Below are 26,009 nucleotides of genomic sequence, written 5' to 3'. Positions count from 1 at the left end.
CCTGTCCGCCCTCTCCGGGAGGCAAGGGATGCCCGCCGGGCAGCAGACCCATGGCCAGGCCGTCGTGGGCGAGGCCGAGCGCTTCGGACTGCGCGAGGCCGTCGTGGCCGGGCACAGCTACTCGGGCATCCCGGTGGGGCAGCCGACGGATCGGAACCGGCCGATGTTCTCGCAGCCGCGCGAGCCGGCCCGCGTCCTGCACGAGTCGGCCGCCGGACCCTGACGCCTCGTCCGCCCCGGTAAGCGGAGCTGAGCGTACTCGCCGGTATGGTCGGGGCGACGCTGCTCGACGAGGAGAGGCGGGGCGGTACCGATGGGCAAGCACTGGGCGGACTTCCAGTACGAGATCTATCTGAACGGGATGTCGGGCGCCGTACCCCGCCTGCCCACCGATCTGACCCGGCTGGAGGAGCTGACCGAGCAGCGGCTCGGCCCCGGCCCGGTCGGTTATGTGGCGGGCAGCGCGGGTGACGGCAGCACGGCCCGCGCCAACCGGGCCGCTCTGGAGCGCCGCCGGATCGTGCCGCGCATGCTGCGGGACGTCCACGAACGGGACCTGTCCGTCGAGGTGCTGGGCCGCGCTCTGCCCGCACCGCTGGCCCTGGCGCCGGTCGGCGTGCTGTCGATCATGCACCCGGAGGCCGAGTCGGCCGCCGCCCGGGCCGCCGCCGCGCAGGGCGTGCCGTACATCCTGTCCTCGGCGTCCAGCACGCCGATGGAGCAGGTCGCCGAGGCGATGGGGGACGCCGAGCGCTGGTTCCAGCTGTACTGGCCGAAGGACCCCGAGGTGGCCCGGAGCTTCCTCGCCCGGGCGAGGGCGGCCGGGTTCACGGCACTGGTCGTCACCCTCGACACCCCCCTCCTGTCCTGGCGGCCCCGCGACCTCGACCAGGCGTATCTGCCGTTCCTGCACGGCGTGGGCACCGCCAACTACTTCTCCGACCCGGCCTTCCGGGCGGGCCTGGCGAAGCCGGTGCACGAGGATCCGAACGCGGCGGTGATGCACTTCGTCGGCATGTTCGCGGATCCCGCCAAGACCTGGCCGGACCTGGCGTTCCTGCGGGAGAACTGGGACGGCCCGATCGTCCTCAAGGGCGTCCTGCACCCGGACGACGCCCGGCTCGCCGCCGACGCCGGGATGGACGGCGTGGTGGTGTCCAACCACGGCGGCCGTCAGGTGGCCGGCTCGGTCGCGGCGGCCGACGCGCTGCCGCGGGTCGCGGCAGCGGTCGGCGACCGGCTGACCGTTCTGTTCGACAGCGGCGTCCGCACGGGCGACGACGTCTTCAAGGCCCTCGCCCTGGGCGCCCGGGCGGTTTGCGTCGGACGGCCGTACGTCTACGGTCTCGGACTCGACGGCCAGGCGGGCGTCGAGCACGTGATCCGCTGTCTGCTCGCGGAGTTGGACCTCACCCTGGCCCTGTCCGGCCACGCCACACCGGCGAGCGTCGGCCCCGCCGACCTGGTGGAGGAGCCGGCATGAGAGCCGGGAAGGCCCTGCCTAGGTCCGGTCCGCCAGCCCCACCACCCGCGCGCCGGGCGTCTGGGTCCCGGTGACCGACAGCGAACCGGGGGTGGCCGTCGAGGCCGGGTCGGTCAGCCAGCGCTGCTCGGCGGAGCCGTCGCGGACCTTGACGACGATGTCGGCGCCCGGGTCGTCGGTGGTGGAGGCGAGGGCGAGCTGCTCGTCCCAGCGGGGCAGTAACTCGCCCTGCACGGTGAGGTCGTAGCGCACGTCGTAGGACCGCTTGGCCTTGTCCCCGGCGCACCTGCCGAGGATGACCACGCCCGCGTCGGCGTGCGAGTCGAGACACAGGTCGGGGTCGGCCACGCTGCGCAGCAGCCCGTCGCTCTCGTACGACCACTGCTGTGTCGGGGCGGACGAACATGCCGCCAGCTCCGTACCCGCCCCGGGCTTCGGCTCGCCCGTGATGTCGAGGCACAGGTCGGCGCCGATGTTGCGCAGTCTGGTGCGTCCCGGCGTGCCGGGGAGCTGGGCGGTGCCGGAGGACGCCGTCGGCGGGGCCTGGGAACCGGCGCCCGGGGCGGCGCCGACGCCGCCGGACGCGCTGGTGGAGGCGGCCGGGTCGACGCCGTCCTCGTCCGACCACAGACTGGCGACGAGTACGGTCGCGAGCAGTCCTGCGGAGGCCAGGCCCACACCCGTCAGGAGCGTCCTCGAGGAGCGCAGTCCGCCCGGGATCCGGCGGCCGGGAGCGGGGATCCCCGCCAGCAGACGACGGCGTCCGCCGCCGTGCCGGGAGGATCCGCGCGTGCGGGGAGGCTGCTCCGTCCGGCCCGGTCGGGACTCCAGATAGCGTCGGCCGCCCCAGCCGAGCACCGCCTCGGCGAGCAGCACACCCAAACCGCCCTCGAAATGGCTCAGTTGTTCGGCGGCGTTTCGGCAGTGGCGGCACTCCCCCAGATGCTGCTGGACATCCGGCAGCAGGGCCCCGCCGCGGCGAATGGGAACGTCGAGGAGTCGGTTGTAGAAGCGGCAATCCTTCGTCGGCGCGAGTTCCCGATGGGCATGTACACAACCTTCGCGGAGTTTTTCACGCGCCTGTTCGAGAGCGGCCGACGCGGTGTCGGTATCCATGCCAAGGAGTGCGGCGGGGACGGCAATACCCTCCGCCTCGACCTCGACGTGCCACAGCAAACACCGTGCGAGTCCGGGAAGCGCATGGAATGAACGCTCCGCCAACTTGCGATTTTCGGGCGTCAGGGACTTGGCCACGCGCATACCGCGGCCTCCGGCGGGTTTCCCCAACTCCGGCATGACTGCGGATATCCGGTCCTCGGCCGACCACTGTCTGACCGTGTCCCGCACGGTCACCAGAAGCCGCGGGCGCAGCGCCACGGCCGGCTCGCCGAGGGTCAGCCGGTCGAAGACCTGGTGAAAGGCGGCGGCGGTGACCATGGAGGCGGTGTCCTCCGGGGAGGCCAGACAGATCGCCGCGTACTCGTGGGCCGGATGCCAGTGCCGAGCCATGAGCAGCGCGACGGACTTGCCGACCTCGATGTCCGTGCGGCCTCTCAGCGCGGCGCCGAGGATCTCGTCGGATTCTTCGGGAACCCCGCCGGCCTGGGGGTAAGGAGGGCGAGGGGGGTGGGGGGTGGGCACTGAGCGGATTCCTTCCCACGCGCATGGGGACACAGAAGTTCTGGTCGCCGGAAAGGAGCCCGGACCGGCGCTCACCTTTCGGGCGCGACGCGAGGAGCATGAATTCACCAACCTCCGTCCATCCCGGTTCCCCACGGGACGAATCCGAGCCGGCCCTTACCCCCCACACCGGTTGTTCACCCTGGCACAGTCACTCATGACCAACAAGGCACTTGGGAAACATCCACACCATTGAAAGAAAGTCAGATACGGCTACGAGGCAGCGGGCAACTCATCGAGCCGGTACCGGCTTTCGCCCTCGTATGCGCCCCGTGTGAATCACGCGCACGCGCCGGAGCGGTACGCACGCTCCCGGCGCACACCGCCGCGTAGTGCACTGGAACCGGCCTTTTCCTCGGAGGCCCCCGCGCAGGACGGCGGCTCTCCTGCGCGAAGTCGGCCGCCGGCCCCGTTCCTCCCGCCCTCGGCCGGCGGCCCCGGGGGCGGGCGGCGGGCCGGCACCCGGGGAGCGTCAGATCTGCCAGGAACGCAGCCGGTCGGCCGCGCCGTAGACGTCCGTCTTGCCGGAGATCAGGTCGCGGGCGAGGTCGACGAGGGCGCCGTAGGGCGGGTCGATGCCGACGCCGCTGACGAACATGTACGCCACGGCTGTCGCGCAGGCGAAGCGGGCGTTGGCCGACGGCAGCGGCTTGAGCAGGGCGAGGGTGTGCAGCAGCGCGGCTGCCCGCCAGGCCGGGTCGGAGTCCACGCCGAGGCGGGGCGGGTCGACGCGGTGCCGGGCGACGGCGGCGACTAAGGCGGAGAAGTCGTTGATCGTGGGCTGCTCGGGCAGGACCTCTTCGTGCCGCTGGAGCAGCCAGGGCACGTCGATGTGAACGACGGGAGCCATGAGTCAGGCGACCCGCCCCTCGCCCTTGGCGGACGGTTCGTCGTCCGGGAAAGCCTCCGCGAACTCGTCGGCGTGGGACGCGAAGAACCGGCGGAACGCCTCCGCGCCCTCCTGCAGCGCTCGGTGCCGGGCGATGTCGGCGGCGGCCGCCTCCCGCACGAGAGCCTTCATGGACGTACCCCGCTCCTTGGCTATCTGCCGCAGGTCCTCTAGCTCGCGGTCGCTGAACTCCACGTTGAGAGCTGGCATGCCCTCACGGTACCGCTCGGGTACTTACTCGTAAATATGCCCAGGTCAAGCAGGTGGCGCACCGGTACCGGAAGGACGGGAACACCGTGTCCGATTCCCGCCGGACGCGGGGCGGACGGGACAGCAGACTCGTGGACGGGAAACCACGAACGGCACAGGACGAGGAAGCAGAGGGGCGAGGTCATGACCCTCACCACCGACCGGGCCCGCAGCCGGGTCACCGACACCGACTGGACCGTGCTCGCCGCAGAACTGGACGAGCACGGCTGCGCGTCGACCGGGCGGCTGCTGACACCCGCCGAATGCCGTGATCTGGCGGCGCTCCACGAGAAGCCGGAGCTGTTCCGGACCACGGTCGACATGGCGCGGCACCGGTTCGGATCCGGGGAGTACCGCTACTTCACGCACGACCTGCCCGCGCCGGTGAGTGCCCTGCGCGCGGCGCTCTATCCGCGCCTGCTGCCCGTCGCCCGCGACTGGGCGGCCCGGCTCGGCCGGCCGGCACCCTGGCCGGACTCGCTCGAGGAGTGGCTGGCGCGGTGTCACGCGGCCGGGCAGGACCGCTCGGCGCAGATCCTGCTGCGGTACGGGCAGGGCGACTGGAACGCGCTGCACCGGGACGTGTTCGGCGAGATGCTCTTCCCGCTCCAGGTGGTCGTCGGCCTCGACGAGTACGGCACGGACTACACGGGCGGCGAGTTCCTGATGGTGGAGCAGCGTCCCCGCGCCCAGTCCCGGGGCACCGCGACCGCGCTCCGTCAAGGTCACGGGCTGGTCTTCACGACCCGGGACCGCCCGGTGCGCACCCGGCGGGGCTGGTCGGCCGGGGCGATGCGGCACGGGGTCAGCGTGGTGCGCTCGGGTCGCCGCCACGCGCTGGGGATCGTCTTCCACGACGCGTCCTAGGTGAGACGCGGGTCACATTCCACCGGCCTGATGTCACATTCCGGCCCCCGCCGGCCCTCGTAGTGGTGAGCGAGCCACTGGGGAGGCCCACACATGTCCGAGCAGTCCGTTCCCGACATTCCCGAGACCGAGGGGAGACCGGTCGACGCGGGCGGTCTGTTCGTCGGACATCGCGAGCTGTTGTTCGGCGTCGTCTACAACATGCTGGGCAGTGTCGCCGACACCGAGGACGTGCTGCAGGAGACCTGGTTGTCGTGGACGGGGCGGCGCGGCGGCGGCTCACTCGACGGGATCGACAACCCGCGGGCGTATCTCGTCCGGATCGCCGTCAACCACGCCCTGTCCCGCCGTGCCGCGATCAGCCGCCGCCGGGAGACGTACGTCGGCCCATGGCTGCCCGAGCCGCTGGTCGCCGAAGAGGACAACGGGGCCGAGGACCCGGCGTTGCGTGCCGAGGCCGTGTCGATGGCGATGCTGGTGGTGCTGGAGTCCCTCACGCCGCTGGAACGGGCGGTGTTCGTGCTCAACGAGGTGTTCGGGTACGCCCACACCGAGATCGCGGAGATCATCGACCGTACCCCGGCGGCCGTACGGCAGCTGGCGCATCGCGCGCGGGCCCATGTGCACGCGCGGCGGCCGCTGTACCGGGCGCATCCGCGGGTGCGACGGGAGGCGACCGAGCGGTTCGTGCGGGCCGCGCTCGGCGGGGACATCGCGGAACTGATGGAGATCCTGGCGCCGGACGTCACGGTGTGGACGGACGGCGGGGGCTTGCGCAAACCGGCGGGACTGCGACCGGTGCACGGCCGGGACAAGGCCGTCCGCCTCATCACCGGCTACGCGGGCCGGCACGGCCCTCGCCACCTCGACCTGCGCTACCGCCGCGTCAACGGCGACGACGCGGCGGTGGTCTTCGACGGCGACTCGCCGTACGCGGTGATGGTCATGGACCTCACCCCGGAGGGCGACCAGGTCTCGGGCGTCTACATCGTGACGAACCCCCAGAAGCTCACACACGTGCACCGGGAGGAGACGTGACAGGCAAGGGCGAGCGGGTGGCCGACTGGTTCGACGGCCGACTCGGCATCCACACCCTCGGCAGGCGGTACCTGCGCAAGGTCTTCCCCGACCACTGGTCCTTCCTGCTCGGCGAGATCTGTCTGTACAGCTTCCTCGTCCTGATCCTCACCGGCGTGTGGCTCACGCTCTTCTTCCATCCGTCGATGAACGAGGTGACGTACCACGGCAGTTACACCCCGCTCAACGGCGTCCGCATGTCCGAGGCGTACGCCTCCACCCTGGACATCAGCTTCGACGTGCGTGGCGGCCTGCTGATCCGGCAGCTGCACCACTGGGCGGCGCTGGTCTTCGTGGCCGGGATGCTCACGCACATGATGCGGCACTTCTTCACGGGGTCGTTCCGCAAACCGCGGGAGATCAACTGGCTGTTCGGCTGGGCGCTGCTGTTCCTCGGCCTCTTCGAGGGCCTGTTCGGCTACTCGCTGCCGGACGATCTGCTGTCGGGCACCGGGCTCAGGTTCGTCGACGGTGCCCTGCTGTCGGTCCCGATCGTGGGCACGTATCTCTCGATGTTCCTGTTCGGCGGCGAGTTCCCGGGCCACGACATCGTGGCCCGGTTCTACTCGCTGCACGTCCTGGTGATCCCGGGCATCATGGCGGCGCTCGTGGTGGCCCACCTCCTGCTGGTCGTGTACCACAAGCACACGCAGTTCGCGGGTCCCGGACGGACCGAACGCAACGTCGTCGGCGCCCCGTTCATGCCGGTGTACATGGCGAAGGCGGGCGGATTCTTCTTCCTCGTCTTCGGGGTGCTCGCGCTGATCGCGGCCGTGGCGACGATCAATCCCGTCTGGGCGTACGGCCCCTTCCGCGCCGACCAGGTCTCGACGGGCGCCCAGCCCGACTGGTATCTGGGTTTCGCCGAGGGCCTGGTCCGGATCATGCCGGGGTGGGAGATCACGCTGTGGGGCCACACACTCGTCCTCGGTGTGCTGATCCCGATCGTCGTCTTCCCGCTCCTCCTGCTGTTCATCGGCGTATATCCGTTCCTGGAGGCCCGGATCACGGGCGACCGGCGGGAGCACCACCTCCTCGACCGCCCGCGCAACCGGCCCGTCCGCACGGCGATCGGCGCGGCCTGGATCAGCGCCTACCTGATCCTGCTGGCGGGCGGAGGCAACGACATCGTGGCGACCCGTCTCCATCTCTCGATCAACACGGTCACGTGGGCGGTCCGGATCTCGGTGTTCGTCGTCCCGGCGGTCGTCTTCGTCGCCACCCGGCGCATCTGCCTCGGGCTCCGACTCCGGGACAGGGAGCTGGTGTTGCACGGTCGCGAGACCGGCGTGATCAAGCGGCTGCCGCACGGCGAGTACGTCGAGGTGCACCAGCCGCTCGATCCGGCCCGGCTCCACACCCTGACCGCCCACGAGCGGCCCGGGGAACTCGTGGAGCACGAGCCGCCCGCCCCTATCCCTGGTCCGCCACGAAGGACGCCATCCGGGTCAGGGCCGAGTTCCAGTTGATGGTGTGCTCGTTGGTCGACCAGGACTGGATGTCGTCGATGTAGCAGAACTGGCCGACGCAGCCTTGGAGTTTGCTCTGTGCGTAGGGGTCCTGGATGCTCGAGTTCGGTCCGCCCGCGAGGGTCCCGTCGGGCGGGGCCGGGAGGGCGGGGTCGAGCTGGTGGGCGTACCAACGGCTGTGCTGGTTATGGGAGTCGACCTCGCCGTAGCCGGTCACGTACGACATGTTCAGCGCGTTGCGGCCGAGGATGTAGTCCATGCTCTGGACGGCCCCGTCACGGTACTTCGAGGCGCCGCTGATGTCGTACGCGGTGGCGATGACGACGGCGTTGTGCAGGATCTGGTGGTTGGAGCCCCAGTCGTAGAGGTTGTCGGCGGGTGCGTACGGCATGCCGTAGGCCTGTGACGTGAGCGTGGTCAGGTAGCGGTCCGCGCCCTTGATCACCGACTGCCTCACCTTGTCCCGGCCGGGCAGTCTGCTCGGCACGGTCGCGAGGTCGAGGCGGGCCGCTGCCGCCGTCCTGGCCCAGTCGTAGCCGAGGGGGCCGAAGATGTCGGCCGTGTGCACGGGCGAGGCGAGAACGTGGTCGGCGAACGCCTTCTCCCCCGTGGTCAGATACAGCTCGGCCGCCGCCCAGTAGAACTCGTCCGTGGCGTCGGAGTCGGGGTAGGCGCCGCCGCCGATGCCGTCGTTGGGGTCGGCGTACATCGCGGGGTGGGCGAGGGCCGCGCTCCAGGCCTTGCGTGCGGCGGCCAGGGCCTTCGTCGCGAACGCCTTGTCGTAGGGCCGGAAAAGCCGGGCCGCCTGCGCGGCCGTCGCCGCCAGGTTCAGCGTCGCCTGGGTGCTCGGCGGGTGCAGTTCGCGCTTCTGCGGGTCGTCGCCGGGCAGCAGCGGCAGGCCGGTCCACTGTTCGTCGTGGATCTTGTGGTGGGCCATCCCGGCCAGCGGTTGCCCGTCCGGCACCTGCATCTTCAGCAGGAAGTCCAGTTCCCAGCGGACCTCGTCGAGGATGTCCGGCACCTTGTTGCCGCTCTCCGGGATGGCGAGCGAGCCGTCGCCCAGCTTGGCCGGCTGTCCGGTGCGGGCCGTCAGGGAGCGCTCGTGGGTGCTCAGCAGTTCCCAGGTGGAGATGCCGCCGTTGACGACGTACTTGCCGTGGTCGCCGGCGTCGTACCAGCCACCGGTGACGTCCAGTGAGTAGTCGCAGACGCCCGGCTGACACGGCACGTCCGAGTCGCCCTGGTTGGGCGCCACGTCGACGTGGCCGGCGGGGCGGGCGTAGCCCGGGCGCAGGTCGTCGCGGATCGCGATGCCGCTGCGCTGCGTGTAGTAGTACTTCGCGGCGTCCAGGCGCAGCTTCTCGTAGGCGCCCGTGCCGATGTCGAAGGGGCGGCCCCTCTCGCCGTCGGCGACCAGGGTGAAGCCCGTGCCCTGCTTCTTGTAGGCGCCGAAGTCGATCGAGTGGACGTTCTGCCCGGAGGAGGCGTCGGTGCCGCGCGGCACGGTCCAGCCCTGGGCGACCACCGCGCCACCGGCGTTCTTCAGCTGCCAGGGCAGTTTCGTGGTCGCGTCCGTGACCAGCGTGGCGTTCTTCGGGCCCGCGGGCAGATAGGCGACCTGGTTGACGCGCACCCGGGGTCCGGTGTCGGGCTCGTACACCTCGGGCGGCACCCCGCCCAGCAGGGACACGTCGTCCATGCAGAAGCGGAACGGGTCGGCGCTGCCGCCGAGTTGGAAGCCGACCTGCCCCTGGGCGGTGTCGACGGGTGAAGTGAACGTGTAGGAGTACGCGTTCCCCGACACGCTCAGTTGCGGGGTCACCTCGAAGTAGGTGTCGTACGGCGCCGCCGACAGGCCGACGATCGCGCGCACGGCGTGTCCGTCGGGCGAACCGTTCGCGGTGAAGGAGAACTTGTACGACTCCCCCTTCACCAGGGTGAGGTCGTTCTGGCCGACGGCGGCGTCCCAGCGGTTGGCGGTGCCGCCCGGCACGTCCGCGCAGAGCTGTCCCTCGGACAGGCCCGCGGTGACGTTGCTGGTGGTCCACCAGGGGGCGGTGGTGGTGTCGAAGGTGCCGTTCTTGACCTGTTCGACCTCGTCTGCGGCGGCCCCGGGGGCGGGGAGGCCCACCAGTGCCGCCCCCATCAGGGCCGTCAGGGAGAGCAAGGCGGTTCTGCGTCGTTTCACGTCTGGGCTCCTCAGGGGAGGTGCGGGTGACGCTCGTCGTGGGAGCGCTCCCAGATGCGGACGCAGGCCATGTTTGTTGGAGGCATGACACCAGTCAACGGTCCGGACGGGACCGGTTCCCGTCCGGACCGCACCAAAAGCCGCTCAGCCGGCCGGAACCTCCAGCCTGCTGATGCGCACCGCACCCCTGGCCTCGCCCGGATAGCTGCTGGTCAGAGTGAGCCTGAGCCGTGAGCCGCGTATGGCGTCGAAGGCGACGACCGTCGGTTCGTCCGAGACGGTGGCCCAGGCGACGGCCGCTCCCTCGACCGGCACGTACGCACTGCCGTCCCACACCTCGGCCGCCACGGAGGCGGGCAGACTGTGGGTCGTACTCAGGGTGAAGGAGACCTCCACGCGGTCGAAGGTCCGCGTCCGCCCGAAGTCCACACAGACCCAGTCCTCGGCCCTGGCGCCGTTGAACGCCGGCAGCAGGGCGGTGGCCGCCTTGCCGAAGGCGTTGGACCAGCCGGTTGCGGGGTCGCCGTCGAGCATCGCGGCGGGGAGCGTGTCGGGACGGCCGGAGTAACCGGCGTCCGCGTAGGGGTAGTTCGAGGGCACCGGATAGTCGGGCTCGAAGGCGGCCGGCCGGGTGGCTGCGGCCGACCGGGCGGGCGTGGTTCGCACGGTCGCGGAGTCCGACCGCAGGCCTTCCACGCGCGCGGTCACCTTCAGGGACCCCGGCCTGGTGCCGGACCGTACGATCGCGAGCGCCTTGCCGTGGAAGGCGGTCCGGGTGCTCGCCTGGTAGCGCTCGGCGCTCTCCTCGCGGCCGTTGTCCAGCCCGGCGAGGGAGCCGCCCGTCACGTCGAAGGAGATCAGGTGTTCGGCGCCGGGCACGACCACTCCGCGGGCGTCCACGATGTCCGCGGTCACGAAGGCCAGTGAACGGCCGTCGGCGGCAAGGGACTTGCGATCCGCGGTGAGCCGTACGGCGTGCGGCTTCCCGGCGGTGCGCAGGACGTCGGTGGCGACCACCCTGCCGTCGCTGCGGGCCACCGCCTTCAACTCGCCCGGCTGGTAGGGCACCTTCCAGGTGAGGTGGAGTTTGCCCGCGCTGCCGTTCGGGCTGGTGTAACTGCCGGGGTAGGGGCCGTCGGTGAAGGTCTTGTCGTCGCCGGTCGCCTCGGTGGTCTCCAGGTACTCCCGGCCGTCGGTGGTCTTCTTCGTGTCGAACGTCCGCGTGCCGAGGGACTTGCCGTTGAGGAACAGCTCGACGGTGGCGACGTTGGAGTACGCCCACACCTCGACCGTGTCGCCCGGCTCGTGGTTCCAGGTCATCGGCAGCAGATGGACCATGGGCTCGCTGGTCCACTGGCTCTGGAACAGGTAGTACATGTCCTTCGGGAAGCCGGCCGTGTCCACCGCGCCGAAGAAGGAGGCCTTGACCGGGAACACGTCGTAGGGCGTGGGCTCCCCGATGTAGTCGATCCCCGACCACAGGAACTCCCCGGTGAACCACTTCCGGTCCCGGTCCTTCTTGTGCCCGTACTCGCCGCTCATCGTCCAGGAGGCGAGGTTGTTGTCGTACGACGAGGTGGCCCGCTTGCCCGGTGTGTGGTTCTCGCCGGTGTTGAGGCGCTCCGGCTCCTGGTAGGCGCCGCGGGTGGAGGTCTCGGAGGACGACTCCGACTCGAAGAGAAACAGGTGCGGGTAGCGGGCGTGCAGGGCGTCCACCGACTTGGCGGTGTTGTAGTTCAGCCCGAGGCCGTCGAGCTTGGCGAGGATCAGGTCACCCGGGGATCCCTCGGCGGGCACGGTGCGGTGCCGGTGGGAGCCGATCACGACCGGGCGGGTGTGGTCGGACGCCTTGACCGCGGCGATCAGCCGGTCCGCCATGGCGAGACCGGCGGTGGAGGTGAACTCGGAGATCTCGTTGCCGATCGACCACATGATGACGGCGGGCGAGTTGCGGGCGGCCAACACCATCTCGGTGATGTCCCTGTCGGCCCACTCGTCGAAGAACCGGCCGTAGTCGTAACGCGTCTTGGGGCTCTTCCAGCAGTCGAACGCCTCCACCATCATCACGATGCCCAGTTCCTCGCAGACCTCGATCATCTCCGGGGAGGGCGGGTTGTGGGAGGTGCGGAAGGCGTTGACGCCCATCGACTTCATGATGGTCATCTGTCTGCGGATCGCGTCGATGCTGACGGCGGCACCGAGCGCGCCCAGGTCGTGGTGCAGGTCGACGCCCTTGATCTTGGCGTAGCGGCCGTTGAGGTGGAAACCCTCGTCGGGGTCGAGGCGGTAGGTGCGGATGCCGAAGGGGGTGCGATACGTGTCGACGGCCTTGCCGCCGACGCGGAGTTCGGTCTCCAGGGTGTAGCGGTGGGGCGACGCGAAGTCCCAGAACCTGGGTCTGGTGACGGTGAGTTCATGGGTCTCGGTCGCCTCGGTGTCCACGGCGACGGTGGTGGCCGTGCGGGCCACCGTCCGGCCGGCCGGGTCCTTGATCCTCGAACGGATCTCGACCTCGTTCGCGCTGCCGGTCTCGTTGACCACGGAGGTCCGCACCTGGACGAGCGCCCGCTCCTCGGTGATGTCCGGCGTGGTGACGTACGTGCCCCGGCGGGCCACGTGCACCGGGTCGGTGACCACCAGGCGGGCCTCGCGGTAGATGCCGCTGCCGGAGTACCAGCGACTGCTGGGGAGCCGGTTCTGCACCTTGACCGCGATCACGTTCTCGGTGGTGCCGTCGGTGTGCAGCAGGTCGGTCACGTCGAAGGCGAAACCGGTATAGCCGTAGGGGTGCCGGCCCACCTCCGTGCCGTTGCAGTGGACGTAGGAGTCCATGTAGACGCCGTCGAACTCCACCGATATCAACTTGCCGGCCAGGGCGGGCGGCAGCGTGAAGGCGAGGCGGTACCAGCCGAGGCCGCCGGGGAAGAAGCCGGTGCCGCTGGTGGTGCCGTTCTGCGTGGTCGGGGCCAGCTCGATGCTCCAGTCGTGCGGCACCGCGACCTCGCGCCACCCCGAGTCGTCGTAACCCGGGGCGGCTGCGTCGGTGTACTCACCGGTCGGGTCGGTGATCCCGCCCGGGTTGACCAGCGCGAAGCGCCAGCCGTCACGCAATGCGACCGTACGGCGGCCGGAGGCGCCCCCGGCGACCTCGGCGACCTCGGCAGCGCCGGCGGCCGGGGCGCCCAGGAGCGCCCCGGCCGCCGGCGCTGCCGCGGAGGCGAGGAGAAGCGATCTGCGAGTGACCGTCATGGCGGCTCTCCCTCATCAGGGCCCAGAAGTACTCACAACTGATCGTGAACAAACAGATTCTGACGGTGCGCCACTCGCGCCCGTCAAGGGTCCGGTGAGCCGCTTCTGTCCCGGGCGTCACAACGGCCGGATTTCCCCCTTGACCACGGCTCGATGACGGCCCCGCCCGCACTGCCGTTCCCCATCCGCGCACGAGCTCGACGCACTAGGCTGGGACCGAAGTGGCGCGCCTGTTCACTGTGAGTGTCCGCGATGGAGCTGCGACGATGAGCCCGGTGTATCCGTTCGACGATGCCGCGACGGCGCGGGCTGTCATCGACGACGCGGGCACGGTGGTGGAGTGGAACGAGGGCGCCCGCCTCCTCCTCGGCTGGCCGGCCGCCGACGTCGTGGGCCGCCCCGCCGCCGAGCTGCTGGTCAGCGCAGGTGAGGACACGGCACCCGGGCCCGGGAGGACCCGCTGGGACGGCACACTCACACTGCGTCACCGCAACGGTTCGACGGTGTCCGTGTGGCTGCTCGCCCACCACAGACAGCCGGACGACGGCCCCGGCGACTGGCTCGTGGTCACTCCACTGGCGGGCGACGGCCCGCACGCACCCGACGACCCGCTGGACAGGGCCGAGCTCGTACAGTCCCCCTGCGCCGTCGCGATCTACGACGAGCGGCTGCGGCTGCGCCGCATGAACACCGCCATGGCCGAGGTGCTCGGGCTGCCCGAGGAGCGGGTGCGGGGGCTGCGGGTGCCGGAGATGAGCGGCAGACCGCAGAGCGAGGACATCGAGCAGCATCTGCACCGCGTGCTCGCCACCGGCCGGGGGCACGACGTGCGGACGTACGTGCCGATCGGCGGCGACGGCCGGATGTACGCCTGGCTGGCCCGGATGGCGCCGATCACCGACGCCAAGGGGCGGGTGCGGGGGGTGTGCGTCGCCGCCCACGACTTCACCGACCAGTACCTCGCCCGGGAGCGGCTCCAACTGGTGAACGAGGCCAGTGTCCGCATCGGCACCACCCTCGACGTCACCCGGACGGCTCAGGAGCTGGCGGACGTGTTCGTCCCCGCCCTCGCCGACTTCGTCAGTGTCGACCTGCTGGACCCGCCGGACGCCGGAGCCGAGCCCCTCACGGCCAGGGTGACCGCCCCCGTCAGAATGCGCCGGGTGGCCCACCAGTCCGTGAACCCGGGCAGCCCCGAGGCCGTGGCCAAGCCGGGCCAGGTCGACGTCTATCCCGCCCCCTCGCCCCAGGCCGACTCCCTCGTGGCGGGTCACACCATCGTGGCGTCGACGGAGACCCGCGACCTCGCCGAGTGGCTCGCCTGGGACCCGGTGCGCCAGGACCGCATCAGGGAGTACGGCATCCACGCCACGATGTCCGTGCCGATCCAGGCCCGCGGCCAGACACTCGGCGTGGCCGTCCTGACCCGGTTCCGGCGGCCGGACGCGTTCACGCCGGACGACGCGCTCCTCGCCGAGGAGGTCACGGCCCGGGCGGCCGTCTGCATCGACAACGCCCGCCGCTACTCCCGCGAGCGCGAGACCGCCCTCGCCCTGCAGCGCAGCCTGCTGCCCCGGTCGCTGGCGCGCACGGCCGCCGTGGAAGCGGCCTCGCGCTACCTTCCGGCGGCCCGCGCCGGGGTGGGCGGCGACTGGTTCGACGTGATCCCGCTGTCCGGGATGCGGGTGGCGATGGTCGTCGGGGACGTCGTCGGCCACGGCATCCAGGCCTCGGCGACGATGGGCCGGCTGCGCACCGCCGTACGCACTCTCGCCGACATCGACCTGGCCCCGGACGAGTTGCTGACCCACCTCGACGACCTCGTCGTACGGCTGTCCGCGGAGGCCGGTGGCGAGGGCAGCCCCGGCGAGGTCGGCGCCACCTGTCTGTACGCGGTGTACGACCCGGTGTCCCGGCGCTGCACGATGGCCCGGGCCGGGCATCCGGCGCCCGTGATGCTCCCGCCGGGCGGCGCACCCCAGGAGGTCGACATGCCCCCGGGGCCGCCGCTGGGACTGGGCGGGCTGCCGTTCGAGTCCGCGGAGCTCGAACTGGCCGAGGGCACCGTGCTGTCCCTGTACACCGACGGGCTCATCGAGACGCGGGAGCGGGACGTGGACACCAGCCACGCCCTGCTCCGCGACGCCCTTGCGGCCCCCTCCTCCTCGCTGGAGGAGACCTGCGACCGCGTGCTGCACGGTCTGCTGCCGTCGGGCGGCGCGCTGGACGACGTGGCGCTGCTGCTGGCCCGCACCCGGGGACTGCCCGCGTCCCAGGTCGCCACCTGGGACATCCCCGCCGATCCGGCGCTCGTCGCCCCGATCCGCAAGCAGGTCGTCGCCCAGCTCGACCGATGGGGGCTGAGCGAGGCGGCGTTCACCGCCGAGCTGGTGGTCAGCGAGCTCGTCACCAACGCGATCCGGTACGGCTCCCAGCCCATCCGGCTGCGTCTGATCCACGACGAGACCACGCTGATCTGCGAGGTGTCCGACACCAGCCACACGGCCCCGCACCTGCGCCGCGCCAAGACATGGGACGAAGGCGGACGCGGTCTGCTGCTGGTGGCTCAGCTCACCCAGCGCTGGGGCAGCCGGCACACCACCGACGGCAAGACGATCTGGTCGGAGATCAGCCTGGCCGACGAGGAGTGAGCGCGGAGTGAGCGCGGGATGAGCACCAAGTGAGCGCGGAGTGAGCGCTCTTCAGGACGGTGCGGACAGCCAGGGCCTGACCTGCCTGCGGGCCTCGTGCAGCCGCGACTTGAACGTGCCGAGCGGGACGCCCGTGCGTTCGGCGGCCTCCGCGTACTCCAGCTGGCAGATGTCCCGGTACACCAACGGCGCCACCAGGTGCGGGTGTTCGCGCTCCAGCCGCTCCAGCGCCTCCAGCAGGTCGACGCGGGAACCGGCGATGACGCTCGTGGTGCGCGGGTCGACGTACTGGGCGGCGTCGATCGGCGCCGGCTGTTCGGCGGCGTGTCGCTTGAGCTCGCGGTACTTCTGGCGGGCGCAGTTGGCGACGACCGTGTAGAGCCAGGTGCCGAAACGGCTGCGGCCCTCGAATGTCCCGATCTTCCGGGCCACTTGGAGCAGGACGTCCTGCGCCGCCTCCTCCGCGTCCTCCCGGCAGGGCAGGAACCGCCCGCAGCGTCGCAGGACTTCGGGCCGGATCGCTTCCAGCAGCTCGTCCAGCGCGGCCCGGTCGCCCGCCGCCGCACGCCGTGCGAGGTCCTCGGTCGGCGCCGCGTCCGGCACGGGCTGCTCCCCTCGGGACGGGTCTCGGGCGGATCCCGGGCGGTCCCGGCGGCCCCCGGGTGGATTTCGGCCCAGGCATGATAGCCGTATGCACTCCGTCGAGCGGATCGGACGCTACCGCCTCGAACGGCCCCTGGGCACAGGCGCGTTCGGCACGGTCTGGCTCGCCCACGACGACGAGCTCGATGCCCCGGTCGCCGTCAAGGTCCTCGCCGACAACTGGTCGCGTCGGCTGGACGTGCGCGAACGGTTCCTGTCCGAGGCGCGGATGCTGCGCCGGGCCGGTTCGGAGCGGGTGGTGCAGGTCCACGACATCGGTGAACTCCCGGACGGCAGACCGTACTTCGTCATGGAGTACGCCGACGGCGGCACCCTCGCCGACCTGCTCGCCGCCGGTCCGCTGCCCGTGCCCCGGGCGCTGCGGCTGACCGCGCTGGCCGCCCTGGGCGCCGCCGCGCTGCACGAGGCGGGGATCGTGCACCGGGACATCAAGCCGACCAACCTGCTGCTGGCCTCCGCCCCCGACGGCACCTTTCGGGTGCTGCTCGCCGACCTCGGGCTGGCCAAGAGCCTCGCGCAGGCCTCCGGCCTCACCCAGGCGGCGGGGTCGGACGGTTACCGGCCGCCGGAACAGGCCGAGCCCGGCGCGGGCATCGACGAGCGCGCCGACGTGTACGGCCTCGGCGCGGTCGGCTACCACCTGGTCACCGGCACGGTTCCGGGCCCGCCCGGCAAGGTCGTACGCCCGGACCGGTTGCGTCCCGACCTGGATCCCGGCGTCCGACGGGCCCTGATGCGGGCGCTGCACCCGGACCGGGAGCGGCGCTGGCCCGGCGCCCGCTCCTTCGCCGAGGAGCTGGAACGGCTGGCGTCACCGGCGGGCGGGCGGCCTCCCCGCGTGCGCGCGAAGGCCGTCGCGCCGGCCGCCCTGGTACTCGCGGTCGTGGCCGCCGGTGTGACCACCGCGCTGCTGGCCCGCTCCTCCGGGACCGCCGACGTACGGGTCCGGGACGCGACCGGCCGGATCGTCGCCGAGGTGCCCGGGGCGTGGGGGCGGCAGTTGCGCGACTCGGGGTGGGATCCGCGGGCGCTCGGTCTGCCCGCGGGGCGGGAGCCGGGGCTCGTCGTCGCGGACGACCTGGGAAAGTGGCAGGACCTCACCGCGGACGTGAACGGCGTGTTCGTCGGACTGAGCGGGCACGGCGACGTCACCGCCCGGGTGGACGCCCTCGCCCACCCCGGCTGCCACTACGACGGCGCCCGCGCCTACACCGGCCCCGCCTGGCACGGCAGGGTCCGCGGCTGGAGCCACTGCCCGGGCGGCGGGTCCGTCACGGAGGCCGGGCTCACGTCGGCGGACGGCGACGGGCAGCCGCGGGTGTACGTGCAGATCCGGCAGAGCGGCGGTGCGTCGGCGACCGACCGCGTCCTGGATTCCGTACGGCTCGGAAGCTGACGTGATTCCCTGGGGTGACCGGCGAACTTTTCCGTCTCCGGTCGCATCGGACCTCAGTGACGGGGCACAACGCGCCGTACGCACGTGTGCCACGTGTGCGACGAGTTTCCGGGAGTGTGGACAGACATGTGGACAGACATGGCGAAGACGTCCCAGGGCGTACCGCGAGCGGCCCGGCTCGTCGGCGCGGTCGCGGTGCTCGGCCTGCTGACCTCGTGCGGCGGCGGTGACGGCACATCGAGCGCTCCACAGAAGGTGACCGGCACGGCCGCCCCCGCGACCGAGGGCGGTACGACCGCCTCGGCCGCGTCGGCCGCCCCCTCCGGCCCCACACCGACCCCGACCCCGGCCCCGAGCGCCTCGGCCTCCTCGCCCGCCGCCGAGGACTCCCCCACTGCCGTGAGCGCCCGCTGCCACACCTCCGAGCTGCGCGCGTCCGTCGGGCGCAACGACCCGGGTGCCGGGCAGTGGAACTTCCCGGTCGTCCTGACCAACACCTCCGGCCGTACCTGTACCGTGCGCGGCTACCCGGGCGCCGCCTTCCTGGACGCGTCCGGCAAGCAGCTGGGGCCGGACCCGCGGCGCTCCGCCGGCACGCCCGTGACGGTCACGCTGGCGCCGGGCAGGAGTGCCTGGGCCGGGCTGACGTTCTCCAACCCCGAGGTCAGCGGGGCGCGGGCCGCCACTCCTCAGTCGCTGCTGGTGACCCCGCCGGACGAGCGGGACCCGCTGAAGGTGGCGTGGACGGCGGGGCAGGTGCCGGTGTCCGGCAACGCGTCCTCGGTGTTCCTGACGGTCTTCGCGGCCGGTTCCGGCCCCTGAGCCGCCGCAGCGAGGGCCTGTCGGGGGCCCTCGCCTGCCTCTTACCGGCGCCTGCTTTGATGGCCGGGCACGATCTGATCACGTCCCGAAGGATCCACCCCCTGAACGCCCCGCTCGCCGAAACCCTGTCCGTCGCCCTGCTCGTCGCCGTCCTCGGCTGGGCCGTGCTCCGTCCCCGGGGATGGCCGGAGGCGGTGCCGGCGGTCCCGGCGGCGGGGGTGGCGATCGCGACCGGGGCGATCTCGCTGGAGCACGCGCGGGCCGAGGCCGAGCGGCTCGGGCCGGTGGTCGGGTTCCTCGCCGCGGTGCTGGTCCTCGCCCACTTCTGTGATGGCGAGGGGCTCTTCCGGGCGTGCGGGGCGTGGCTGGCCCGTCGGGCGGCGGGGTCACCCGGGCGGCTGCTGGCCGGGGTTTTCGCGCTGGCGTCGACGGTCACGGCCGTGCTGAGTCTGGACGCCACCGTGGTGCTGCTGACGCCGGTGGTGTTCGCCACCGCCACCCGGATGGGGGTCCGGGCCAAGCCGCACGTCTACGCGTGCGCGCACCTGTCGAACACGGCCTCGCTGCTGCTTCCGGTCTCCAACCTCACCAATCTGCTGGCGTTCGCGGCGAGCGGGCTGAGCTTCACGCGGTTCGCGGCGTTGATGGCGCTGCCCTGGCTCGTGGCGATCGGCGCCGAGTACGTGCTCTTCCGGCGGTTCTTCGAGCGCGACCTGGACGAGGTCACCCACTCCCCCGAGACCGCCGAGGCGCCGGAACTGCCGCTGTTCGCGCTCGTCACCGTCGCCTGCACGCTGGCCGGGTTCGTGGTGACCTCCGCCCTCGGCGCCGAGCCCGCCTGGGCCGCGCTGGCGGGGGCGCTCGTGCTGGCCGGGCGCGCCCTCGTCCGGCGGCAGGCCACCGCGCTCACCGTGGTGCGGGCGGCGTCGCCCGCTTTCCTGGCGTTCGTGCTCGCGCTCGGCGTCGTCGTGCGGGCGGTGGTCGACAACGGTCTCGCCGACGCGCTGCGGCACGCGCTGCCCCACGGGACGGGACTGGCCGCGCTGCTCGGCATCGCGGCGCTGGCCGCCGTACTGGCGAACCTGATCAACAACCTGCCCGCGGTCCTGGTCCTGCTGCCGCTGACCGCCGCCGCAGGCCCCGGTGCCGTCCTCGCGGTGCTGCTCGGCGTGAACATCGGCCCGAACCTGACCTACGCCGGGTCGCTGGCCACGCTGCTGTGGCGGCGCATCGCGCACGGGCACGGACACGAGGTCGAGCTCGGGGAGTTCACCCGCCTCGGCCTGCTCGCCACGCCGGCCGCGCTGGTGCCCGCCGTGGTGGCGCTGTGGGCGTCGCTCCAGGTCGTCGGGGCCTGAGGCGACGGTCAGTTGCGGCTGCGGCCGTCCCCGTAGTCGTAACCGGACCAGCCACCGTTCTGGCCGTTCCCCGAGCAGTAGTACGGGTTGTAGTAGCAGGCCCCGCTCGTGGGATACGGATACGTGGGCGTCGGCGTGGGCGAGGCCTTGGGGGTCGACGGACTCGCGGACGGCGTGGGCGTGGGCGTGGACTTCGGGCTCGGAGTCCTCGACGGCTCGGGCGTGGGCGCGGGCACCCTCGCCAGGGTGCTGTCCTCGCCCCAGTTGACCACCTCCATCTGGAGGTCGGCCTTCGAGGTGTCGATCACCCAGCGCTGCGCGGGGCTGTCGTCGCGGGTCTTCACGACCAGCGAGCCCGCTCCGTCGGTGGCGGCGGGGGTCAGGGCCAGGTCCTGGTCCCAGCGCGGCACCAGGATGCCCTGGAGGGTGAAGTCGTAGCGGATGCTCTTGTCGGCCGCCTTGGCCGCGCCCGTGCACGGGGCCAGCCGGACCGAGTAGCCGAGGTGGGAGTCCAGGCAGAGATCGGGGGCGTCCGCGTTGCGCAGCAGCCCGTCGGATGCGTACGACCACTGCTGGGCGGCCGCCGAGGAACAGTCGGTGAGCTCGGTCTCCGCGTCCTTGACGGCCTTCTCTCCGACGACGCCGACGCACAGCCCCGATGCCACGTTGTGCAGCCGGCCGCGCATGGTGCCCTGCTCGCTGTCGCCGGAGCCGGCCCAGGACGGGTTGGGGGTCGCGCCGCCACCGTCGCCGGGTGCGTCCGAGGTGGCCTGGGTGGTGTCGTCCGAGGAGTCGAGGGAGGACCACAGGACCAGCGGCAGGACGATCAGGGTGCTCACGGTCAGGACGGCCGCGGTGAGGTTGCGGCGGGCCGTGCGGCGGGCGGCCTTGTGGGCGGAGCGACGGGAGGCCGTGCGCGGACCGGTACGGGGGGCCGAGGTCGGACGAGCGGGCGTCTCGAAGGCCGCACCCGCGACGGCGGACAGCCGGGCGTCCTGCGCCGGGACGAAGGACTCGTCCGGGACCGCCGGGGGCTGTGCTTCCGCCCCGCTCATGAAGGACTCGCCCACGACGGCCGGGCGCTGGGCCTGCGCCTCCAGCACCGCCTGCGCCTGCGCCTGTGCCTCGTCGGGAACCTCGTCCACGCGTGCGCGTGCCTCCAGATAGGCGCCTGCCCCCCAGCCGAGCACCGCCTCGGCGAGTGCGCCGCCGAGGCCCTGGTTGAACTGGTGCAACTGGTCGGCGGTGTACCGGCAGTGCTTGCACCCCTCCAGGTGGCCGCGAAGGTCGACGTCGATGTCGACAGCGCCGCGCCGATAGGTCACGTCCAGCAGCCGGAGGTAGTGGCGGCACTCCTGCTCGGGGGCGAGTTCGCGGTGGACCTGGAGACACTCCTCCCGCAACCGCTCGCGGGCGCGCCGCAGTTCGACGAGTGCGTCCTCCTCATCCAGTCCCAGCAGTGCGGCGGGTACGCCGAGCGGTTCGGACTCGACCTCGGTGTGCCACAGCAGACAGCGGGCCGACTGGGGCAGCCGCTGGAACGCCCCGGACAGCAGGCGGCGGTGGGCCGGCGGCAGCAGGCGGGCGACGACGCGCTCCCCGCCGCCTTCGGTTCTCAGCTCCGGGTGCAGCAGCTCGCGTCTGCGGTCGGCGTCCCACTCCGCCGCGATACGGCGCACGGTGACCAGCAGTTGGGGCCGCCAGGCGGACGTCGGCCCGTTCTGGCGCAGTGTTTCACCGAAGAGCCGGGTGAATGCCGCGGTGGTGAGCATCCCCGCGGGGCGGGCGCCGTCGGTGCACAGCCGTGCGTAGGCGAAAGCCGCTTCCCAGTGCCGGTCGAGGAGCTCACCGACGGGCTGGAGCGCCGGTGTCGCCCCGCTCCACTTCTTGAGCTCGGCGCTCAGTTGCTCGTCCGTGGCGTCGGAGGGACGAGCAGGAGTCGGGGAATTCGACAGGCCTGCGTCTTTCACAGCGGCATTCCTCCGAGGGCGTTCTGTACAAAGTCCATACCAAGGGGTATGCGGTGCCGCCGGCGAGGCGCCGGGGGTTCGTCCGCACAGGGTTCGGCATCTCGAACGCCCGCCAGGGGCAGCTCTTTTGAAGCGTGGGGGGAGCGTACGGGAGCGGCCTCGTGCACACAGGAGAAGTTAATGTCCGTGCGCCGACAGGGCACACCTTTGCACAGGTCAGCGAGGTGTAACAAGGGACCTCACGGTTTTGTGCATTGCGTTCGGGCGGACCGGAATTGACAACTGGTCAATAGCGACCCCTTTGCGACACCTTTAAGGAGGTCCCGGTATCGGCGCGGTAAATGGGAACGGTATTCACTTGCCTCCGCGTCGACTTCGCGCCAACCATTGAACGGCCACTCCACCGCGCCTGCGACCGGTCTTCGCCGCTCACCTGCCAACCATTGGGCCGCCGGCCCGGTAGGCGCCGGGGGGCATGCCGTAGCGCTCACGGAAGACCCGGTTGAAGTGGAAGGGGCTGACGAAGCCGGAGGCGGCGGCCACCCGTTCCACGGACAGGTCGGTGCTCTCCAGCAGCCGGGCGGCGTGGTGCAGTCGTGCCTCGCGCAGCGCCCGCATCGGGGACCGGCCGAGTTGCTGGGTGAACAGGTGGGCGAACCGTGAGGGGGACAACCGGACGCTCGCGGCGAGCGATTCGACGGTGTGCGGTGCCCCCGGGTCGGCCGCGAGCATCTCCTGGGCCCGGCGCACCCGCGGGTCGACACCGGACGGGGACGCCGGGGTGCGCGCGGCGCCGGCGGTGAGCAGGACGACCTCCTCCAGCGCGCACAGGGCGAGTTCGCGGGCCGCGGTGCCGTGCGCCACGGCGACCTGCTCCCGGTCGGCATGGCCGGCGGGCGGCGCCCCGGTCCCCGTCCAGCGGGCGTCGGTGAGCATGCGGTGGAACGCCGACTCGATCCGGGCGTGTGCGGCGGACGGGGTCGGGGTGACGACGTACATGCCGTCGCCGGCGTCGTACGGGCGCAGCCAGGCCGGCCAGGACGGTCTGGCCTGGCAGTGCGCCCACCAGAACCGCCAGTGCGGGGCGCCCGGTTCGACGCCGTAGTCGTGCCGGACTCCCGGGGCGAGCACGACGAGATCGCCGGTACCGGCCGTCGTCCGCGCCGAGCCCTGGCGGAGTCTCCCGCCTCCGCCGGTCGTCCAGGTGAACAGCCAACTGTCCGCTCCCCAGGGCCGGTTCACGCCGTACCCCGGCGGCTGGTCGAAGTGCCCGACCACGACCAGGCCCGGCGGCGGTCCCGGATCCCCGGCCTCGGCAGTCTCGGGCAATCCGTCAGCGGTCACGGGCATCCTCCTCGGGGACGCGGCGGCCTAGCGTGTCGTACCGAAGGCACCCGACCGAAGGGCGGACGTATGACAGCCATGGACATCGGCGCCGCCGGCGCCCCCATCCTGCCCGAGGACGGGCTGCGGCGGTTCCATGAGGACGGCTTCACCGTCGTGCGAGGAGTGTTCGGCCACGACGAGATCGAGGCGCTGTGTGCCGAGTTCGCGGCACTGCACGCGGCCGGGCCGGTGCCCGGGCACTTCGAGCCGCGGGCGTCCGCGGATCCGCTGCGGCGGTATCCGAGGGTGCTGCACCCGCACGAGATCAACGAGCTCTCGCGGCGCGTGCTCCTGGATCCGCGGCTGCGCGGCGTGCTGGAGACGCTGCTCGGCGAGGAGGCGCTGGCCGCGCAGAGCATGTTCTACTTCAAGCCACCCGGGGCACGGGGTCAGGCGTTGCACCAGGACAACTTCTATCTGCGGGTCGAGCCGGGCACGTGTGTGGCGGCCTGGATCGCCTGCGACGTGATCGACCGGGACAACGGCGGTCTGGAGGTCGTGCCCGGCACGCACCGGATGGAGCTGTTCTGCCCACAGGAGGCGGACGCCGAGCTGTCCTTCGCGCAGGAGTACGTTCCGCCGCCGCGCGGTCTGGCGGCCGTACCCGTCGACATGTCCCCCGGCGATGTCCTGTTCTTCAACGGCAGTCTGGTGCACGGCTCGCAGCCCAACCGCACCGCCGACCGGTTCCGCCGCTCCTTCATCGGCCACTACGTCGGCCGTTCCACCGAGCGCATCGGGCACTACTACCGCACGCTGTCGATGAGCGGCGACCGGGTGCCGCTGCCGGAGAGCGAGGGCGCGGGTCCGTGCGGCACGGAATTCGCACCGCACGGACCGCACTGAGCGAGCCCCTCAGGAGTGACCGACGATCGGGTGCGGACCGTAGGGCTGCTCCAGCTCCTCGATCTCCTTGTCGCTGAGCTCGAGTTCGACGGCGGCCACGGCGTCCTCGATGTGCTGCGGCCTGGCCGCGCCGACGATCGGTGCGGCCACCGTCTCCTGGTGCAGCAGCCAGGCGAGAGCCACCCGGGCGCGCGGGACGCCCCGGTCGTCCGCGATGCGGGTGACGGCCTCGACGATGGTGCGGTCGCCCTCCGGGTAGAGGCGGCTGCCGAAGTTGTCGTTCGCACTGCGCTCGGTGACGGTGCCCCAGTCCCGGGTCAGCCGGCCGCGGGCCAGCGGGCTCCACGGCAGGACGCCGACGCCCTGGTCCGCGCAGAGCGGCAGCATCTCGCGCTCCTCCTCGCGGTAGAGGAGGTTGTAGTGGTTCTGCATGGAGACGAACTTGGTCCAGCCGTTCCGCTCGGCCGTGTACTGCATCTTGGAGAACTGCCAGGCGTACATCGAACTCGCCCCGATGTAACGCACCTTGCCCGCCTTCACCAGGTCGTGCAGGGCTTCCATCGTCTCCTCGACCGGGGTGTGCGGGTCGTAACGGTGGATCTGGTAGAGGTCGACGTAGTCGGTGCCGAGGCGGCCGAGGCTGTGGTCGATCTCGGTCATGATCACCTTGCGGGACAGTCCGGCGCCGTTGGCCCCGGGCCGCATCCGGCCGTGCACCTTGGTCGCGAGCACGATGTCGTCGCGGCGGGCGAAGTCGCGCAGGGCCTTGCCGACGATCTCCTCGCTGGTGCCGTCGGAGTAGACGTTGGCGGTGTCGAAGAAGTTGATCCCGGCGTCCAGCGCCTGCCGGATCAGCGGACGTGACTCCTCCTCGTCGAGGGTCCACTCGTGCGTGCCGCGGTCGGGCAGGCCGTAGGTCATGCAGCCCAGACAGATCCGCGAGACGTCCAGGCCCGTCGAACCGAGCTTCACGTACTGCATCGTTGCCGCTCCTGCCTTCGGGATGGGTATGAAGGGGAGCGTACGACTTCGCCCGCGCTCCGGGCCCCGACGGCGAGTCTCCTCGGCCAGGTCCAGCGCAGTGGTCCCTGTCTCGGAGTTCGGCGGGTCCGTGACGTCCGTTCCTGGCTGGATGAGGCACCTTCACGACAACTTCAGCACCGGCGAAAGCCCCGGCGACCTCGGCGCGCTCTTCACCTGGCTGCCCGTCGGCACCGCGCTCGGCGTCACCGTCCGGCTCACTCCAGAAGATCCAGCGCCCGCTCCCAGCCGAACTCCGGGCGCGTGCCGTCCTCCCCCACCTCGCCGGAGTACGGCTCGCCGAACCTCACGCCCATGGCGCGCAGCCGTATCAGACTGTCCTGGTAGGCGGGATGGGCGGCGAGCGCGTCGGCCACGCACGGCAGTGCGGTGACCGGGACGCCCAGGCCGTACGTCTCGCACAGGGTTGCCACGGCGAGGGTGTCGGCGAGCCCGGCCGCCCACTTGTTGACGGTGTTGAAGGTGGCGGGCGCGACCACGACGGCGTCCGGCGGCGGGAAGGGACGCGGGTCGCCGGGGCTGCGCCAGGCCGAGCGGATCGGCCGTCCGGTCTGCGTCTCGACGGCGGCGGTGTCGAAGAAGCCGTTCATCGCGACGGGCGTCGCGATCACGCCGACCTCCCAGTCGCGTTCCTGGGCGGCGGTGATCAGCTTGCTGACGTCCACCGCGATCCCGGCGGCGCAGACGACGACGTAGAGGAAGGGTTTCCCGGCCTGTTCGGTCAC

Annotated in this window: 20 protein-coding genes; 10 read left to right on the top strand and 10 right to left on the bottom strand. The window is 71.7% G+C overall.

The window, feature by feature from the left end:
• Positions 1-28 precede the first annotated feature (28 nt).
• A complete protein-coding gene (locus tag ADK57_RS26880) occupies positions 29-223 on the top strand; it encodes a hypothetical protein (RefSeq protein ID WP_053752159.1) in 195 nt (64 codons plus the stop codon).
• Positions 224-313: 90 nt separating this feature from the next.
• Positions 314-1,483 (top strand): lactate 2-monooxygenase, encoded by a 1,170-nt coding sequence (locus ADK57_RS26875; RefSeq protein ID WP_053752158.1) that lies wholly within the window; start codon positions 314-316, stop codon positions 1,481-1,483.
• An 18-nt stretch (positions 1,484-1,501) separates the two neighbouring features.
• On the opposite strand, the gene ADK57_RS26870 is transcribed toward ADK57_RS26875, so the two are convergent.
• From ADK57_RS26870 to ADK57_RS26860, 3 genes are all read right to left on the bottom strand, one after another.
• Complete coding sequence (locus ADK57_RS26870) at positions 1,502-3,124, bottom strand: RICIN domain-containing protein (protein ID WP_053752157.1); 1,623 nt, start codon at positions 3,122-3,124, stop codon at positions 1,502-1,504.
• Positions 3,125-3,635: 511 nt separating this feature from the next.
• Entirely contained in the window at positions 3,636-4,013 is a 378-nt protein-coding gene (locus ADK57_RS26865) for a toxin Doc (protein ID WP_053752156.1), read from the bottom strand.
• 3 nt (positions 4,014-4,016) lie between these two features.
• Complete coding sequence (locus ADK57_RS26860) at positions 4,017-4,262, bottom strand: hypothetical protein (RefSeq protein ID WP_053752155.1); 246 nt, start codon at positions 4,260-4,262, stop codon at positions 4,017-4,019.
• Between the two features lie 183 nt (positions 4,263-4,445).
• Between ADK57_RS26860 and ADK57_RS26855 the strand changes: the two genes are divergently transcribed.
• The 3 genes from ADK57_RS26855 (at position 4,446) to ADK57_RS26845 (ending at position 7,714) form a co-directional block, all read left to right on the top strand.
• Positions 4,446-5,168: a 2OG-Fe(II) oxygenase gene (locus tag ADK57_RS26855; protein ID WP_053752154.1), complete on the top strand. Its 723-nt coding sequence runs from the start codon at positions 4,446-4,448 to the stop codon at positions 5,166-5,168.
• Between the two features lie 93 nt (positions 5,169-5,261).
• Complete coding sequence (sigJ, locus tag ADK57_RS26850) at positions 5,262-6,206, top strand: RNA polymerase sigma factor SigJ (protein WP_053752153.1); 945 nt, start codon at positions 5,262-5,264, stop codon at positions 6,204-6,206.
• The gene (locus tag ADK57_RS26845) at positions 6,203-7,714 is read left to right on the top strand and encodes a cytochrome b (protein ID WP_053752152.1); all 1,512 of its coding nucleotides are present in this window, start codon (positions 6,203-6,205) and stop codon (positions 7,712-7,714) included. The genes sigJ and ADK57_RS26845 overlap by 4 nt, the downstream gene beginning before the upstream one ends.
• Here ADK57_RS26845 and ADK57_RS26840 read toward each other — a convergent pair.
• Positions 7,659-9,902 (bottom strand): glycoside hydrolase family 9 protein, encoded by a 2,244-nt coding sequence (locus tag ADK57_RS26840; protein ID WP_053752151.1) that lies wholly within the window; start codon positions 9,900-9,902, stop codon positions 7,659-7,661. The two genes, ADK57_RS26845 and ADK57_RS26840, sit on opposite strands and share 56 nt — an antisense overlap.
• A 144-nt stretch (positions 9,903-10,046) precedes the next feature.
• Complete coding sequence (locus tag ADK57_RS26835) at positions 10,047-13,151, bottom strand: glycoside hydrolase family 2 TIM barrel-domain containing protein (protein WP_053752150.1); 3,105 nt, start codon at positions 13,149-13,151, stop codon at positions 10,047-10,049.
• A gap of 266 nt (positions 13,152-13,417) precedes the next feature.
• Here ADK57_RS26835 and ADK57_RS26830 point away from each other — a divergent pair, with 266 nt between their 5' ends.
• The gene (locus ADK57_RS26830) at positions 13,418-15,802 is read left to right on the top strand and encodes a SpoIIE family protein phosphatase (protein WP_053752149.1); all 2,385 of its coding nucleotides are present in this window, start codon (positions 13,418-13,420) and stop codon (positions 15,800-15,802) included.
• 51 nt (positions 15,803-15,853) lie between these two features.
• Here the strand turns inward: ADK57_RS26830 and ADK57_RS26825 are convergent, their stop codons facing one another.
• Positions 15,854-16,405, bottom strand: coding sequence for an RNA polymerase sigma factor (locus ADK57_RS26825; protein ID WP_053752148.1), 552 nt, complete (start codon positions 16,403-16,405; stop codon positions 15,854-15,856).
• An 88-nt stretch (positions 16,406-16,493) separates the two neighbouring features.
• On the opposite strand from ADK57_RS26825, the gene ADK57_RS26820 reads away from it, so the two are divergent.
• The 3 genes from ADK57_RS26820 (at position 16,494) to ADK57_RS26810 (ending at position 20,041) form a co-directional block, all read left to right on the top strand.
• Entirely contained in the window at positions 16,494-17,861 is a 1,368-nt protein-coding gene (locus ADK57_RS26820) for a serine/threonine-protein kinase (RefSeq protein ID WP_053752147.1), read from the top strand.
• A gap of 138 nt (positions 17,862-17,999) precedes the next feature.
• The gene (locus tag ADK57_RS26815; protein ID WP_053752146.1) at positions 18,000-18,683 is read left to right on the top strand and encodes a DUF4232 domain-containing protein; all 684 of its coding nucleotides are present in this window, start codon (positions 18,000-18,002) and stop codon (positions 18,681-18,683) included.
• Between the two features lie 59 nt (positions 18,684-18,742).
• Positions 18,743-20,041 carry an arsenic transporter gene (locus tag ADK57_RS26810; protein ID WP_053752145.1) on the top strand — a complete coding sequence of 433 codons (1,299 nt, stop codon included), beginning with the start codon at positions 18,743-18,745 and terminating at the stop codon, positions 20,039-20,041.
• 8 nt (positions 20,042-20,049) lie between these two features.
• On the opposite strand, the gene ADK57_RS26805 is transcribed toward ADK57_RS26810, so the two are convergent.
• Both ADK57_RS26805 and ADK57_RS26800 read right to left on the bottom strand, forming a co-directional pair.
• Positions 20,050-22,011 (bottom strand): ricin-type beta-trefoil lectin domain protein, encoded by a 1,962-nt coding sequence (locus ADK57_RS26805; RefSeq protein ID WP_053752144.1) that lies wholly within the window; start codon positions 22,009-22,011, stop codon positions 20,050-20,052.
• Between the two features lie 429 nt (positions 22,012-22,440).
• The gene (locus tag ADK57_RS26800; protein WP_078973347.1) at positions 22,441-23,361 is read right to left on the bottom strand and encodes a helix-turn-helix domain-containing protein; all 921 of its coding nucleotides are present in this window, start codon (positions 23,359-23,361) and stop codon (positions 22,441-22,443) included.
• A gap of 63 nt (positions 23,362-23,424) precedes the next feature.
• On the opposite strand from ADK57_RS26800, the gene ADK57_RS26795 reads away from it, so the two are divergent.
• Positions 23,425-24,243, top strand: a complete 819-nt coding sequence (locus ADK57_RS26795) for a phytanoyl-CoA dioxygenase family protein (RefSeq protein ID WP_078973346.1) — start codon at positions 23,425-23,427, stop codon at positions 24,241-24,243.
• Between the two features lie 9 nt (positions 24,244-24,252).
• Here ADK57_RS26795 and ADK57_RS26790 read toward each other — a convergent pair whose 3' ends face one another.
• Entirely contained in the window at positions 24,253-25,224 is a 972-nt protein-coding gene (locus ADK57_RS26790) for an aldo/keto reductase (protein WP_053752141.1), read from the bottom strand.
• A 257-nt stretch (positions 25,225-25,481) separates the two neighbouring features.
• The gene (locus ADK57_RS26785) at positions 25,482-26,009 is read right to left on the bottom strand and encodes a flavoprotein (protein WP_053752140.1); all 528 of its coding nucleotides are present in this window, start codon (positions 26,007-26,009) and stop codon (positions 25,482-25,484) included.

Source organism: Streptomyces sp. MMG1533 (assembly GCF_001279775.1).
Taxonomy (GTDB): Bacteria; Actinomycetota; Actinomycetes; order Streptomycetales; family Streptomycetaceae; genus Streptomyces.
This window is presented reverse-complemented; position numbering and strand designations above follow the sequence as displayed.

Bases quoted from the DNA above. Each gene is read 5' to 3' on its own strand.
- ADK57_RS26880 (WP_053752159.1), top strand. From the start codon at position 29: ATGCCCGCCGGGCAGCAGACCCATGGCCAGGCCGTCGTGGGCGAGGCC.
- ADK57_RS26875 (WP_053752158.1), top strand. From the start codon at position 314: ATGGGCAAGCACTGGGCGGACTTCCAGTACGAGATCTATCTGAACGGG.
- ADK57_RS26865 (WP_053752156.1), bottom strand. From the start codon at position 4,013: ATGGCTCCCGTCGTTCACATCGACGTGCCCTGGCTGCTCCAGCGGCAC.
- ADK57_RS26860 (WP_053752155.1), bottom strand. From the start codon at position 4,262: ATGCCAGCTCTCAACGTGGAGTTCAGCGACCGCGAGCTAGAGGACCTG.
- ADK57_RS26855 (WP_053752154.1), top strand. From the start codon at position 4,446: ATGACCCTCACCACCGACCGGGCCCGCAGCCGGGTCACCGACACCGAC.
- sigJ (WP_053752153.1), top strand. From the start codon at position 5,262: ATGTCCGAGCAGTCCGTTCCCGACATTCCCGAGACCGAGGGGAGACCG.
- ADK57_RS26835 (WP_053752150.1), bottom strand. From the start codon at position 13,151: ATGACGGTCACTCGCAGATCGCTTCTCCTCGCCTCCGCGGCAGCGCCG.
- ADK57_RS26830 (WP_053752149.1), top strand. From the start codon at position 13,418: ATGAGCCCGGTGTATCCGTTCGACGATGCCGCGACGGCGCGGGCTGTC.
- ADK57_RS26820 (WP_053752147.1), top strand. From the start codon at position 16,494: ATGCACTCCGTCGAGCGGATCGGACGCTACCGCCTCGAACGGCCCCTG.
- ADK57_RS26815 (WP_053752146.1), top strand. From the start codon at position 18,000: ATGGCGAAGACGTCCCAGGGCGTACCGCGAGCGGCCCGGCTCGTCGGC.
- ADK57_RS26810 (WP_053752145.1), top strand. From the start codon at position 18,743: ATGGCCGGGCACGATCTGATCACGTCCCGAAGGATCCACCCCCTGAAC.
- ADK57_RS26800 (WP_078973347.1), bottom strand. From the start codon at position 23,361: ATGCCCGTGACCGCTGACGGATTGCCCGAGACTGCCGAGGCCGGGGAT.
- ADK57_RS26795 (WP_078973346.1), top strand. From the start codon at position 23,425: ATGACAGCCATGGACATCGGCGCCGCCGGCGCCCCCATCCTGCCCGAG.
- ADK57_RS26790 (WP_053752141.1), bottom strand. From the start codon at position 25,224: ATGCAGTACGTGAAGCTCGGTTCGACGGGCCTGGACGTCTCGCGGATC.